The following is a 14,215-nucleotide window of genomic DNA, read 5'->3' as shown; positions in this document are numbered from 1 at the left end:
TCTGTGGAAACCATTTTCGTTTTATTGCTCAGGAATGCAACGTCACACTTTCTGGTCGGATCAGTGCCTGTCACAGACTGAAAATGTCTCAAGGTCCTTTGCTTTGTCCTGCTCAGAAGTTATGCCAGTATGGCTCACAGGCATTTTGCCGCTGGGTGACGTTGAAGAGGCGAGAGTGGGTAACAGAACAGAAGCGCTGCATCAGCAGCTGGCGAAGCGCATCATGGTGCTGGATGGCGGCATGGGCACAATGATCCAGAGCTACCGTCTGCAAGAAGCGGATTTTCGTGGTGAGCGCTTTGCCGACTGGCAGAGCGATCTGAAAGGCAACAATGATCTGCTGGTGCTGACACGTCCGGATGTGATCGCGGCGATCCATAACGGTTATCTGGAGGCGGGCGCCGACATCCTCGAAACCAACACCTTCAACGCCACCTCCATTGCGATGGCGGACTACCAGATGTCATCACTTTCTGCGGAAATTAACTACGAGGCGGCCAGGCTGGCCCGCGCCTGCGCCGACGAGTGGACGGCGCGCAGGCCAGAGAAGCCGCGCTATGTGGCGGGTGTCCTTGGGCCAACTAACCGTACCTGTTCCATTTCACCGGATGTGAACGATCCCGCTTTCCGTAACGTGACCTTTAACCAGCTGGTGGAAGCCTATCGTGAGTCTACCCGCGCGCTGGTAGAGGGCGGGGCGGATATCATCATGATTGAGACGGTATTCGATACGCTTAACGCCAAAGCGGCCATCTTCGCTGTTGAGAGCGAATTCGATGCGCTCGGCATCACCCTGCCGTTGATGATCTCCGGCACGATTACCGATGCGTCTGGCCGGACATTATCAGGCCAGACAACGGAAGCCTTCTACAATTCGCTGCGCCATGCCCGGCCGCTCTCTTTCGGCCTCAACTGCGCGCTTGGCCCGGACGAGCTGCGTCAGTATGTGGCGGAGCTGTCGCGTATTGCTGAAGGCTACGTCACCGCGCACCCGAATGCGGGTCTGCCAAACGCGTTCGGCGAGTACGATCTTGATGCGGCAGTCATGGCTCAACAGATTGGCGAATGGGCGCAATCGGGCTTTCTGAATATTGTCGGCGGCTGCTGTGGCACCACGCCAGCGCATATCGCAGCCATGGTGAACGCGGTAGAGGGCGTCCCGCCGCGCGCGCTGCCGGTGCTGCCGGTGGCCTGTCGCCTTTCTGGGCTGGAACCGCTGAACATCAGCGCCGGCTCACTGTTTGTTAACGTAGGCGAGCGGACTAACGTCACCGGTTCGGCAAAGTTTAAACGGCTGATTAAAGAAGAAAAGTATAACGAGGCGCTGGAAGTTGCTCTCCAGCAGGTCGAGAGTGGCGCACAGATCATCGATATCAATATGGATGAGGGAATGCTCGATGCCGAAGCGGCAATGGTGCGTTTCCTCAACCTGATTGCGGGCGAACCGGATATCGCACGCGTGCCGATCATGATCGACTCTTCAAAATGGGACGTTATCGAAAAAGGGCTGCAGTGCATCCAGGGGAAAGGGATTGTTAACTCCATCTCGATGAAAGAGGGCGTGGAAGCTTTCATCGCTCACGCCCGCCTGGTACGGCGTTACGGAGCGGCGATGGTGGTCATGGCCTTTGATGAAGAAGGCCAGGCTGATACGCGTGAGCGCAAAATCGCCATCTGTCGGCGGGCTTACAAAATCCTCACGGAAGAGGTCGGTTTCCCGCCGGAAGACATTATTTTCGATCCCAATATCTTTGCCATTGCTACCGGCATTGAAGAGCATAACAACTACGCCATGGACTTTATTGGCGCCTGTGAAGACATCAAGCGTGAACTGCCCCACGCGATGATTTCGGGCGGCGTCTCGAATGTATCCTTCTCATTTCGCGGCAACGATCCGGTGCGCGAGGCGATTCACGCCGTCTTTCTCTATTACGCCATCCGTAACGGCATGGATATGGGCATTGTCAACGCCGGGCAGCTGGCGATCTACGACGACCTTGACCCGGAACTGAAGGCGGCGGTAGAAGACGTCATTCTGAACCGGCGGGAAGATGGCACCGAGCGGATGCTGGCGCTGGCAGAAAAATTTCGTGGCAGCAAGCCAGAGGATGAAAGCACCCGTCCTCAGGCCGAGTGGCGTAGCTGGACGGTGGAAAAACGGCTGGAATATTCGCTGGTAAAAGGGATCACGGAATTTATTGAGGAAGATACCGAAGCCGCGCGTCAGAACGTCAGCCGGCCAATAGAGGTCATTGAAGGACCGCTGATGGCGGGTATGAACGTAGTCGGCGATCTTTTTGGCGAAGGCAAAATGTTCCTGCCACAGGTCGTAAAATCTGCCCGCGTGATGAAACAGGCGGTTGCCTGGCTGGAACCCTATATTGAAGCGAGTAAGGAAAAGGGCAGTACGAATGGCAAAATCGTGCTGGCGACGGTCAAAGGCGACGTTCACGACATCGGCAAAAATATTGTGGGTGTGGTGCTTCAATGTAATAACTACGAAATTATCGATCTGGGTGTAATGGTGCCCAGCGAAAAAATACTGAAAACGGCCAGGGAGCAGAACGCCGATATGATCGGCCTCTCGGGGCTGATTACGCCTTCGCTGGATGAGATGGTCAATGTGGCAAAAGAGATGGAGCGACAGAGGTTTACGCTGCCGCTGCTGATTGGCGGCGCGACCACCTCAAAAGCGCATACGGCAGTGAAAATCGAACAAAATTACAGTGGCCCGACGGTGTATGTCCAGAACGCCTCACGAACCGTTGGCGTCGTTTCAGCGCTGTTGTCGGCAACGCAGCATGATGATTTTGTCGCCCGCACCCGCAAAGAGTACGAAACGGTACGCATACAGCATGGCCGTAAAAAACCGCGTACGCCGCCGGTGACGCTGGCCGCCGCCCGCGAGAATGCCCTTAACCTTGACTGGCAGACCTACACGCCACCACCAGTACACAGGCTGGGCATAAGCGAAGTAAGTGCTGACATCGAAACGCTGCGCAACTACATCGACTGGACGCCTTTTTTTATGACCTGGTCGCTCGCGGGGAAATATCCGCGGATCCTGGAAGATGAAATCGTCGGCGAGGAAGCCCGTCGCCTGCTGGCGGATGCCAATGCGATGCTGGACGATCTGAGCAGAGAAAAATCGTTAAATCCGCGTGGCGTGGTCGGTCTTTTTCCCGCTAACCGCGTGGGAGACGATATTGAGATTTACCAGGATGAATCCCGAAGCCAGGTTTTGCAAGTGAGTCATCACTTACGTCAGCAGACAGATAAAAAGGAGTTTGCTAACTATTGCCTCGCCGATTTCGTGGCCCCTAAAAGCAGCGGCAAAGCGGACTATCTGGGGGCGTTTGCGGTGACCGGTGGGCTGGAAGAGGACGCGCTGGCTGAGGCTTTTGACGCAAGGCATGATGACTACAATAAAATCATGGTGAAAGCACTCGCCGATCGTCTGGCGGAAGCCTTTGCTGAATACCTGCATGAGCGGGTACGGAAGGTCATCTGGGGCTACGCTGCGACGGAAAATCTGGGTAATGAAGAGCTTATTCGCGAAAACTACCAGGGCATCAGGCCGGCGCCGGGTTACCCCGCCTGTCCGGAACATACTGAAAAAGAAACCATCTGGAAACTGCTGGACGTGGAAACCCATACCGGCATGAAGCTGACGGAATCTTATGCCATGTGGCCTGGCGCCGCCGTTTCTGGCTGGTATTTCAGCCATCCGGAAAGCAAATATTTTGCCGTGGCGCAACTCCAGCGTGACCAGGTGGAGGATTATGCCCGCCGTAAGGGGATGTCCGTCAGCGAAGTGGAGCGCTGGCTGGCCGCCAATCTGGGCTACGACGCAGAGTAACACCCCGCCAGGTAAGTAAGGACAGACTTACCCGGCCAGGTTTATCTTTTCAACCCTGCCATCATCCGCTGTTGAGATCTGCGGGAAACGCCAAATATATCCATCTGATTAGCAAGATTATTCCATATTCCAACTAAACTTAATGCTTTCCAGGGGCTGGGAAAAGCGGCTCCAGGTACGTTCAGTTTAAGCTGTTGTGAGGTCGATCGCGTTGTTAACTCTGCTAAATTTACTTTCTGCCGTGGCGCTGCTGGTCTGGGGAACGCATATCGTCAGGACCGGCATAATGCGCGTCTATGGCGCCGACTTACGTCGCGTGCTCAGCCACAGCGTCTCGAAAAAGCCGATGGCTTTTACCGCCGGGATCGGGGTGACCGCGCTGGTACAAAGCAGTAATGCGACCACGCTACTGGTCACCTCGTTTGTGGCGCAGCAGCTGGTGGGACTGACGCCAGCGCTGGTCATTATTCTGGGTGCAGACGTCGGAACGGCGCTGATGGCGCGTATCCTGACGTTTGATCTTTCCTGGCTTTCGCCGCTGTTTATCTTATTTGGTGTGATCTTCTTTCTGGGCCGGAAACAGTCGCGGGCGGGCCAGCTGGGCCGCACCAGTATCGGGCTGGGGCTGATTCTGCTGGCGCTGGAGCTGATTGTGACCGCCGCCACGCCGGTCACCCAGGCTGCCGGGGTAAAGGTCCTTTTCTCCTCGCTAACCGGGGATATCTTACTGGATGCGCTGATTGGGGCTGTCTTTGCGATTATCAGCTACTCCAGCCTTGCTGCTGTTCTGATTACTGCCACGCTGACGGCCACGGGCGTTATCTCATTTAAGGTGGCCCTCTGCCTGGTTATCGGCGCTAATCTGGGCAGCGGCCTGCTGGCGATGCTCAATAACAGCGCTTCCAACGCGGCAGGCAAACGGGTTGCGCTCGGCAGCCTGCTGTTTAAATTTATCGGTTCGCTGATGGTGCTGCCCTTCATCGATCCGCTGGCTGACTGGATGGATAACCTGGCGGTAAACGATGAAGAGCTGGTGATATATTTCCACGTTTTCTACAACCTGATCCGCTGCCTGATCATGGTGCCGTTTACCGGACCGATGGCCAGCCTGTGCCAGCGCCTGATTCAGGATGAGCCCGAGACCGATCTGCGGCTTAAAGCGAAACATCTCGACAGTAGTGCGCTGGACACGCCGGCACTCGCTCTTGCCAATGCCGCCCGCGAAACGCTCAGAATGGGGGATGTCATTGAGCAGATGCTGATCACCTTCAGCAAAGTTGTGCATGGTGAACTCCGGCAGGAGCGTGAAATCCGTAAGCTGGACGATGATGTCGATACGCTTTACACCGCGATCAAACTCTATCTGGCACGCATGCCGAAAGATGATTTGCCCGAAGCGGATTCCCGACGCTGGGCTGAAACCATTGAAATGGCGGTAAACCTGGAAATGGCTGGCGATATTCTTGAGCGCATGAGCGGTGAGGTTGCTGACAAATCGCTGACGGCTGGCCGGGCATTCTCCGAAGATGGCATGCGCGAACTGGATGCGTTGCTGGAGCAGTTAACGGCTAACCTGCGCCTGAGCCTGTCGGTGTTTTTATCGCGGGATGTGACCAGTGCCAAACGGCTACGCCGGGCCAAGCACCGCTTCCGCATCACCAACCGTCGCTACTCACATAAACATGTTGAGCGTCTGCATCAGCAAAACGTGCTAAGCATTGAAACCAGCTCGCTGCATCTTGGCCTGTTAGGTGATATGAAGCGCCTGAGTTCGCTGTTCTGTGCGGTTGCCTACAGCGTACTGGAGCAGCCTGAGGAGCACCGGGAAGAGGAGTAAAAGGATAACGTTCAGACAGCATCTCCGCCCACAGTATCAGATTTGTGGGCGGAGCGAGTGCTTACTTTTTATTTACAGGCTTGCCGGACCAGTAGCCTGCCAGCAGGGAGCCGGAAAGGTTATGCCATACCGAGAACAGCGCGCCGGGTAACGCCGCCAGCGGCGAGAAGTAAAGCTTGCCTAAGGTCGCCGCAAGACCGGAGTTTTGCATACCGACTTCCAGCGCCAGCGTGCGGCAGGTGGACTCATCAAAGCCAAACAGCTTACCGCCCCAGTAGCCGCCAAGCAGACCAATGGCGTTATGCAGCATCACCGCCGCTATCACCATCAGGCCCACCGAACCGATAAAGCCCTGACTACCGGCCACAACCGCGCTGATAATCAGCAGGATCGCGATCATGGAAAACGCAGGCAGATAAGGCTCTACCCGCTTCACTAACTTGTTCATGGTGTGGTGCACAATCAGGCCTGCGCCGATCGGTATCACTACGATCTTCACAATACTGAACAGCATGCCCATCACATCAACCTGGATGTGGGTATCAACATAAAATTTCGTCAGCAGGGGCGTGGCAAACACGCCAATCAGCGCCGAGACGGAGGAAATTGTGACGGAAAGCGCCACGTCGCCCTTCGCCAGATAGATCATCACGTTCGAGGCTGTACCGCTGGCAACGCTGCCCACCAGGATCATACCAGCGGCGAGATCGGGCGGCATCTTGAAGAGTCTGGCCAGTGCCCATGCAGCCAGCGGCATCACCAGATAGTGCAGGAAGGTGCCAGCAAAGACCGGCGCAGGGCGGATCAGGACGCGTTTGAAATCATTGATATTCAGCGTCACGCCCATGCCGAACATAATCAGCATCAGCAGCCAGGGCACCCAGGGACCGATACTCAGAAAGGGCGTGGGAACATAATAGGCGGCGACGGAGAGCAGGAGTGCCCAGAGCGGGAACAGCCGGGTAACGGTGGCGAGCATAGCCAGACTTCCTTTTGTTTGTTGTGTTTATCTTGTACAGATTTTGCCATAGAAGATCGCTTATCCCGGAACGAGGGAAAAGTGACTGCGGGAGCATAGCATCAACCGGGAAGAGAAAAGAATGTGTCGCGGGGAGAAGATGCTGGCGGGCCACAGCGGGCACGCCAGCCGGCGTTACTTAATCCTTACTGGCGAGCAGGAGACGATAAATCAGGCCGCCTGCCACGCCGCCAGCCAGCGGCATCAGCCAGAACATCCACAGCTGCTCTACTGCCCAGCCGCCCTGGAACAGCGCAACGGCGGTGCTACGTGCCGGGTTAACGGAGGTATTCGTCACCGGAATAGAGATAAGGTGGAGCAGCGTCAGCGCAAGGCCAATCGCGATGGGTGCGAAGCCTGTAGGCGCACGTTTATCGGTCGCGCCGTGGATAATAATCAGGAAGATCGCCGTCAAAACGACTTCCGTTACCATGCCTGCCAGAAGCGAGTAGCCGCCCGGTGAATGTGCGCCGTAGCCGTTCGAGGCAAAGCCGCCTGCGGTTGCATCGAACGCTGTATTACCGTTGGCAATCACATACAGAACGGCTGCTGCTGCCAGACCGCCGATAACCTGAGCTGCCATATACCCCACAATCTGGCGTCCCGGGAAGCGTCCACCAGCCCAGAGGCCCAGCGTCACCGCCGGGTTAAAGTGTCCGCCGGAGATATGACCTACCGCATAAGCCATGGTCAGCACCGCCAGGCCGAACGCCAGCGCCACGCCGGCAAAGCCGATACCCAGGCCCGGAAAACCTGCGGCCAGGACCGCGCTACCACACCCGCCAAAAACCAGAACAAAGGTTCCCAAAAACTCAGCCGTTAACTTTTTCATCATCCTGCGTTGTCACTCTGGAGGTTAAAAAAAGAGAATTATCTCCTTGCTGAATCGTTTCACAAGCCTGCAGTGTCATTTGAGAATAGAAACCGTTGAAAAAATGATTTTCAGATTCTGCGGCGGTGTAGGGAAAAAATTTTTTGAGAGAAGGGGGTAAACGGCATGTTATCGCGATGCAAAAAAAACCGGGCCAGGCCCGGTTCACTCATTATTCAAAAAGATTATGGTGCAGTCGCTGTACCACGCGCTCGGCATCATCGCCAGGCACCAGGAAACAGAGATTATAGCTGCTGGCGCCGTAGCAGATCAGCCGCAGGTTAAAAGGTTCGAGCACGCCGAAGACCTCTTTTCCCACGCCGCACGCCTGAGAAAGTTTGTTGCCGATCAGCGCCACCAGCGCCAGATTTTCCTCCACTTCGACCCGACACAGCGAGGAGAGCTCGGTCAGCAGTCCCTGAGTCAGCAGGCTTTCACCCGTGGAGGTGGAACCGGTGGTGTCCAGCGTCAGCGCGACGCTGACTTCGGAGGTTGTGATCAGGTCAACGGAGATATTGTGACGCGCCAGAATGTTGAATACCTCCGCCAGAAAGCCACGGGCGTGAAGCATATTCAGGCTGTGCAGCGTCAGCAGCGTCTGCCTGCGACGCAGCGCCAGCGCACGGAACAGCGGTGGATTCTGCGAGGCCTTGCAGACGCGCGTGCCGCCAGCAGAAGGATCTTTGCTTGAGCCAACGAAGACAGGAATATCGCTGCGCACCGCAGGCATCAGGGTCGCCGGATGCAGCACCTTAGCGCCAAAGGTTGCCATTTCGGCGGCTTCTTCGAAGGTGATTTCATCGATGCGTTTCGCCCCAGGCACGACGCGGGGATCGGTGGTGTAAATCCCCGGTACGTCTGTCCAGATATCGATGCGGCTGGCATGAAGCGCTTCACCCAGCAGCGCCGCGGTATAGTCGCTGCCGCCCCGTCCCAGCGTGGTAGTGCGGCCCTTCGCCTCGCTGCCGATAAATCCCTGGGTGACGATTAACGTCTCGCTGAGGCGGGGAGCAAGCTGCGCCCGGCTCAGCTCAGCCAACTGGGCAACATCCGGCTCGGCGCGGCCGAAACGGTCGCTGGTGCGCATGATTTTGCGTACGTCGAACCACTGCGCGGTGAGGCCCCGCTGTCGCAGAATTTCGACAAAAAGCAGGGTAGACATCAACTCGCCGTGGCTGACCAGCTCATCGGTGAGGGCGGTTGAGTTGGCCAGCGCGGCGGCCTCGGAGAGCATAGTGATATTTTCCAGCATCCGATCGATCTCGTCACGGATCACATCTGGCTGGGTTAGCTGTTCGACAATCGCGTACTGAATACGGCGGATCTCATCCAGCAGGTAAGCACGCTGCGCCTGCTCCTGCCCTTCAGCCAGTGAAACCAGCAGGTTCGTTACGCCAGCGGAAGCCGAGAGCACCACCAGGCGGGTATCGGGATTTGACAGCACCACATCGGCGCTGCGGCTCATCGCGCTAAAGTCGGCAACGCTGGTGCCGCCGAATTTTGCCACGATCAGTGAAGAGTGGGACATGATTTGGTATACCTCGTGTCAGGTTAAATTCCATCAGCCTTGGCACAAGGGAAGAGCAGAAACGGGTCAGACGTAGAAAAGGGATTGACTACGAGTCACCCAGAAGCGCTCCACCTTGTCTACCTGCGTAACCTGACGTCAGCATGACCCTGTGGCTGAACTCAGCCGATCTACTGCCAGGCGTCACTCCATTGGAGGATTAGCCTGCGCCTTACGGCAACGCCCGCTAACACGGGTAGGGTTCGTCCGACTGCCGAACGAACCTGGTGACAACCCAGAGGATTCAGCCCCTGTGGTCGATGCGCACCCTACCGAAGGGATTACACCTCGGCGTCGCTCCCCCTGATGTGTTTTCTGTGGATCCGGCTCCTCCAACACACTGCCTGGGCGACGCGCCTCTTCTGGCTTGCGCATCAGATGCGCAACTAGCCGCCTAGAAATATCGGGTTCTGCCTTCGCTGTCAATCTCTGCCGTTTGAGTAATTTTCATTTTGTACCAGCGCAATCAGCGTGCAGGGCAGCGGCAGCGGCTGGTCGCCCTTCACCACGCTCAGCTTCCCTTCTTCATTCTGAACAAACAGGGGGATCACACCCTGGTTTTTCTCCAGGTAATCCACCCAGCCAAAGTTCTCGTTCAGACGAGTGGTTTTCAACGTGGCCCCTTTGGATAACAGGCTGCTGAGCCGGCCATAGGTCTGTTCCTGCCCGAACAGCACCTCATGGCGACGAAAGCGGGGGCTTTCACTGTCACGGCGGTTTTTCAGCGCCGGACCGGAACGGATGGCCGCCACTTTTCCTTCGCCAAAAATATGACTGAAATGGTAGACCGCCAGCGCATTCTGATGACGATTAGGTGACAGCGCCAGAACATGTGCAGTTTCGCTTAAATCGAGGAAGTTCTCTGCATGTTCCGACCATGCATTACCATAATAGGCCGCGATGCCTTCCATCCTGGCCTGCCGGTAATATTCCCAGCTGCTGTCGGTAACCAGCACCGGAATATCCAGTTTTTTCAGGGCGGCGGCCACCGATCTGGCGACGCTGTTGGCCCCGACAATTAGCACGCCACGTGGTTCCTGCTGCTGCACGCGCAACGATCGCGCCAGCATCGAACTGGTCAGGCTTTGCAGCACCACCGTGCCGATGATCACCGCAAACACGACTGTAACCAGCTTATCCGCACCAGGATAACCGGTTCGTTCCAGGGTCAGGGCAAACAGGGAACTGACTGCGGCAGCAACGATGCCACGAGGTGAAACCCAGCTCAGCATCACTTTTTCACGCCAGTGCAGGGAGGAACCTGCGGTGGAAGCGGCGATACACAAAGGACGCGCAATAAACTGCACGATCAGCAGCAGCGCCAGCAAAGGCCAGCCCATCGCCAGTAACGCGCTCAGATCCAGACGGGCGGCCAGAATAATAAAAAGTCCGGAAATCAGCAGCGCGGAAAGCTCTTCCTTGAAGGCGATAATATCGGTCAAATCCACATCACGCATATTCGCCAGCCAGATGCCCATAATTGTCACCGTCAGCAGGCCAGACTCATCCGCGACGGCATTAGAAAGGCCAAAAGCGGAAAGCATAACGGCCAGCACGGCGAAGTTTTGCAAATAGGCCGGCAGCCAGACGCGTTTCAGGGCGATACCCAACAGCCAGCCAAAGAGCGCGCCGCCAGCCATACCGACCGCCGCCGTTACGCCCAGCGTCCAGAAGAGGTGCATTAACGATTCAGCTTTCTGACTCAGCACAATGAATTCAAACACCAGAAGCGTGAAAATGGCGCCAACCGGATCGATGATAATGCCTTCCCAGCGCAGCACCTGATTGATGGCGCGGTTAGGCCGGACGACGCGCATCAGGGGCGCGATAACCGTCGGACCGGTGACCACGGTAACGGCGCCTACCAGCGCGGCCAGCTCGGGCGGGAAATCCAGTAACGCCCAGCAGCTGACGCTGATTACCAGGAAGGTGATCAGCATGCCGATGGTCACCAGATTGCGTACTACTTTGCCTAACCCCTGGATCTCATCGAAGCGCAGGGTCAAGGCGCCTTCAAACAGAATAATGGCGACCGAGAGCGAAACGAGGGGGAACAGCAGGCTGCCAAACAGGGCGTCAGGCTGCAAAACATGGCCAACAGGCCCCAGGAGAATGCCGAAAACCAGCAGGGGTAAAATGGCGGGTAAACGCAGTAACCAGGCGACCCACTGGGCTGCCAGTGAGCTGATTCCGATGATGACCAACAGTAGTGGGGCAGACATCGCCATAAAATTTTTCCTTTCGACAACAAGAGTGGTCATACTGAAACGCTGTGCGGTGAAGATCTCCCGCAGCCTGAATTATAAATAGCCCCGGATAAAAAGGCGGAAAAATCCTGCCTGATGATAGATTTAGCCTGTTACAGGAAGAGGAGAGCGAAGCAAGCGGCTTCCTGTAACATGACGTCCGGTCTGATTTACGGTTCTTACTTAAAAAAGAGTGTGTTGCTATGAAAAATATCAATCCGACACAAACCGCTGCCTGGCAAGCGCTGGAACAGCATTACGAAGAGATGAAAGACGTCGAGATCGCCGCGTTGTTTGCGCAAGACGGTCAGCGCTTCGAAAAATTCTCCGCAACCTTTGACGACTTGATGCTGGTGGATTATTCCAAAAACCGCATCACCACCGACACCCTGAACAAGCTTCAGGCGCTGGCGAAAGAGACCGATCTGCAGGGCGCCATCAAATCGATGTTCGCCGGTGAAAAAATTAACCGCACCGAAGACCGCGCTGTTCTGCATACCGCGCTGCGCAACCGCAGCAACAAGCCGGTAATGGTGGACGGAAAAGATGTGATGCCGGAAGTGAATGCGGTGCTTGAGAAGATGAAATCCTTCTCAGAACGCATTATCAGCGGCGAGTGGAAAGGTTATACCGGTCAGCCAATTACCGACGTGGTAAATATCGGTATCGGCGGCTCCGATCTCGGCCCCTTTATGGTGACCGAAGCGCTGCGTCCTTACAAAAACCATCTGAACATGCATTTTGTGTCGAACGTTGACGGCACCCACATTGCGGAAACGGTGAAGTCGCTGAATCCGGAAACAACGCTGTTTTTAGTCGCCTCCAAAACCTTTACCACTCAGGAAACCATGACTAATGCCCACAGCGCGCGTGAGTGGTTCCTGAAAGCCGCAGGCGATGAACAGCATATCGCGAAGCACTTCGCCGCGCTGTCCACTAACGCAAAAGCGGTCGGTGAGTTCGGTATCGATACCGACAACATGTTCGAATTCTGGGACTGGGTTGGTGGACGTTACTCTCTCTGGTCCGCCATCGGCCTCTCTATCGTGCTCTCCATCGGTTTCGATAACTTCGAAAAACTGCTGAGCGGCGCTCATGCAATGGATCAGCACTTCGCCACCACGCCGCTGGAGGAGAACCTGCCGGTCATCCTGGCGCTGATTGGCATCTGGTATAACAATTTCTTCGGCGCGGAAACCGAAGCAATTCTGCCATACGATCAGTATATGCACCGCTTTGCGGCCTATTTCCAGCAGGGGAATATGGAGTCCAACGGTAAGTGTGTCGATCGCAACGGTAACCCGGTCTCTTATGAAACCGGACCGATCATCTGGGGCGAGCCGGGCACCAATGGCCAGCATGCGTTTTATCAGCTGATCCACCAGGGGACCAAACTGGTACCTTGCGACTTTATTGCGCCAGCGGTTACTCATAACAAACTGGGCGATCATCACGCCAAATTGCTGTCTAACTTCTTTGCCCAGACTGAAGCGCTGGCGTTTGGCAAATCACGCGACGTGGTGGAAAAAGAGTTTGCCGATGCGGGTAAAGAGGCGGCATCCGTTGAGCATATCGTTCCTTTTAAAGTGTTTGAAGGCAACCGCCCGACGAACTCTATCCTGCTGCGTGATATCACCCCGTTCAGCCTTGGGGCGCTGATTGCGCTCTACGAGCACAAAATCTTTACACAGGGTGCCATTTTGAACATCTTCACGTTCGATCAGTGGGGCGTTGAGCTGGGTAAACAACTGGCTAACCGCATCCTCCCGGAACTGTCAGGAAGCGAAGCGGTGAGTTCACATGACAGCTCTACCAATGGGCTGATCAACCGCTATAAAAACTGGCGAGGCTAAACCGGCCGCTGGCAGTCACAACGCGTTCTGCCAGCGCGGTTATTTTCCTCTGAGCGCGCAGTCAAAAAGGCTGGGCGCCCGCTGTAATCAGGGCTGCTGGCACTCGCCACAGCCCTTTTTAGTGCCCGTGATTCGGTGAATCATTAAATCCGATCCAGTTCAGCCTGCTATGGTCCTGTTTGACAGGATGCTTTGTGCTTTTTCCCTTACCTGGCGGTGGTGACTCGTCAGATTTGAGCGCGCAGAGAGCTTAAAGTCACACCAGTTATTACTAAAAATGGCGTTTAGCTGCTGAGGAAATTCTTAAAATTCGGCAACTTAAGCCAATTCCCTGCCAGATAAATCTGAAATCTTTTTGCGCTTTTTTCAGTAAATAATGCCGGTAGTTACCGTTAACCAACTGAAAAAAATGCAATTATTTGCTTTTACTCTCTCTCGCTTCGGCTTTCAGACTGAAGCGCTCACTTAACGCTTATTGTTAGTTTATGGCACTGACTTGCGCGTTCTTTACAGACATAAATACCAACATTTTGAATTATTCAGTTAAAAGAAGCTTAAATGCGCAGAATAAAACCGCTAGCGGCGTGCCGGTAACGGCCTATTTGGCGGGCTGGCGCGCCCGTCAATTCGGGCAAGCCGATGCCTTATACTGGGCGCGCCTGAAACCCTTCAGGCGAACTATCCATTCATCTGATGAAGGGAAATGTAATGAAAAAAGTCTTATGTGCGGCTGTTGCCGTAGCCTGTTTATCGGTCTCTTCTGTTGCGTTTGCCGCACCAGCCGAAGCCGGTGCGGCTGCCGGTAGCGCGGCGGGAACGCTCTCCGCCGGAACCACGACCGCCGTCGGCGTGGGCGCCCTCGGTGCCGTGGTCGGCGTGGCGCTGGCAGCAAGCAGCGGCGGAAATGGTTCCAATACCGGAACCACGACCACCACCACGACCAGCACAACGCGTTAAGTACAAA

General features: G+C 55.7%; 8 protein-coding genes and 1 riboswitch. Of the genes, 4 read left to right on the top strand and 4 right to left on the bottom strand.

Annotated features, from left to right (window positions below):
* Positions 1-121: 121 nt before the first annotated feature.
* Both metH and EA20_RS0106215 read left to right on the top strand, forming a co-directional pair.
* Positions 122-3,859: a methionine synthase gene (gene metH / locus EA20_RS0106220; RefSeq protein ID WP_369699781.1), complete on the top strand. Its 3,738-nt coding sequence runs from the start codon at positions 122-124 to the stop codon at positions 3,857-3,859.
* Between the two features lie 211 nt (positions 3,860-4,070).
* Positions 4,071-5,696 carry a Na/Pi cotransporter family protein gene (locus tag EA20_RS0106215; protein ID WP_024966011.1) on the top strand — a complete coding sequence of 542 codons (1,626 nt, stop codon included), beginning with the start codon at positions 4,071-4,073 and terminating at the stop codon, positions 5,694-5,696.
* A 61-nt stretch (positions 5,697-5,757) separates the two neighbouring features.
* Here the strand turns inward: EA20_RS0106215 and EA20_RS0106210 are convergent, their stop codons facing one another.
* The 4 genes from EA20_RS0106210 to EA20_RS0106195 form a co-directional block, all read right to left on the bottom strand.
* Positions 5,758-6,675 carry a bile acid:sodium symporter family protein gene (locus EA20_RS0106210; protein WP_024966010.1) on the bottom strand — a complete coding sequence of 306 codons (918 nt, stop codon included), beginning with the start codon at positions 6,673-6,675 and terminating at the stop codon, positions 5,758-5,760.
* A 178-nt stretch (positions 6,676-6,853) separates the two neighbouring features.
* Positions 6,854-7,549 carry an aquaporin Z gene (aqpZ, locus tag EA20_RS0106205; RefSeq protein WP_024966009.1) on the bottom strand — a complete coding sequence of 232 codons (696 nt, stop codon included), beginning with the start codon at positions 7,547-7,549 and terminating at the stop codon, positions 6,854-6,856.
* A 208-nt stretch (positions 7,550-7,757) separates the two neighbouring features.
* Positions 7,758-9,113: a lysine-sensitive aspartokinase 3 gene (gene lysC / locus EA20_RS0106200; protein WP_024966008.1), complete on the bottom strand. Its 1,356-nt coding sequence runs from the start codon at positions 9,111-9,113 to the stop codon at positions 7,758-7,760.
* Between the two features lie 95 nt (positions 9,114-9,208).
* Positions 9,209-9,522, bottom strand: a riboswitch (Lysine riboswitch).
* 52 nt (positions 9,523-9,574) lie between these two features.
* Positions 9,575-11,380 carry a sodium:proton antiporter gene (locus EA20_RS0106195; RefSeq protein WP_024966007.1) on the bottom strand — a complete coding sequence of 602 codons (1,806 nt, stop codon included), beginning with the start codon at positions 11,378-11,380 and terminating at the stop codon, positions 9,575-9,577.
* 221 nt (positions 11,381-11,601) lie between these two features.
* Here EA20_RS0106195 and pgi point away from each other — a divergent pair, with 221 nt between their 5' ends.
* The gene (pgi, locus tag EA20_RS0106190) at positions 11,602-13,251 is read left to right on the top strand and encodes a glucose-6-phosphate isomerase (protein ID WP_024966006.1); all 1,650 of its coding nucleotides are present in this window, start codon (positions 11,602-11,604) and stop codon (positions 13,249-13,251) included.
* Positions 13,252-13,959: 708 nt separating this feature from the next.
* Positions 13,960-14,208 carry an exopolysaccharide production protein YjbE gene (yjbE, locus tag EA20_RS0106185; protein WP_024966005.1) on the top strand — a complete coding sequence of 83 codons (249 nt, stop codon included), beginning with the start codon at positions 13,960-13,962 and terminating at the stop codon, positions 14,206-14,208.
* Positions 14,209-14,215: the final 7 nt, after the last annotated feature.

It is taken from the genome of Pantoea sp. IMH (genome assembly GCF_000599885.1).
Lineage (GTDB): Bacteria > Pseudomonadota > Gammaproteobacteria > Enterobacterales > Enterobacteriaceae > Erwinia.
Note: the sequence above shows the minus strand (reverse complement) of the source record. Positions and strands in the feature narration are given on the sequence as shown.

Excerpts from the sequence above, each read along its gene's own strand:
- metH (WP_369699781.1), top strand. The coding sequence starts at position 122 with ATGCCAGTATGGCTCACAGGCATTTTGCCGCTGGGTGACGTTGAAGAG.
- EA20_RS0106210 (WP_024966010.1), bottom strand. The coding sequence starts at position 6,675 with ATGCTCGCCACCGTTACCCGGCTGTTCCCGCTCTGGGCACTCCTGCTC.
- aqpZ (WP_024966009.1), bottom strand. The coding sequence starts at position 7,549 with ATGATGAAAAAGTTAACGGCTGAGTTTTTGGGAACCTTTGTTCTGGTT.
- lysC (WP_024966008.1), bottom strand. The coding sequence starts at position 9,113 with ATGTCCCACTCTTCACTGATCGTGGCAAAATTCGGCGGCACCAGCGTT.
- EA20_RS0106195 (WP_024966007.1), bottom strand. The coding sequence starts at position 11,380 with ATGGCGATGTCTGCCCCACTACTGTTGGTCATCATCGGAATCAGCTCA.
- pgi (WP_024966006.1), top strand. The coding sequence starts at position 11,602 with ATGAAAAATATCAATCCGACACAAACCGCTGCCTGGCAAGCGCTGGAA.
- yjbE (WP_024966005.1), top strand. The coding sequence starts at position 13,960 with ATGAAAAAAGTCTTATGTGCGGCTGTTGCCGTAGCCTGTTTATCGGTC.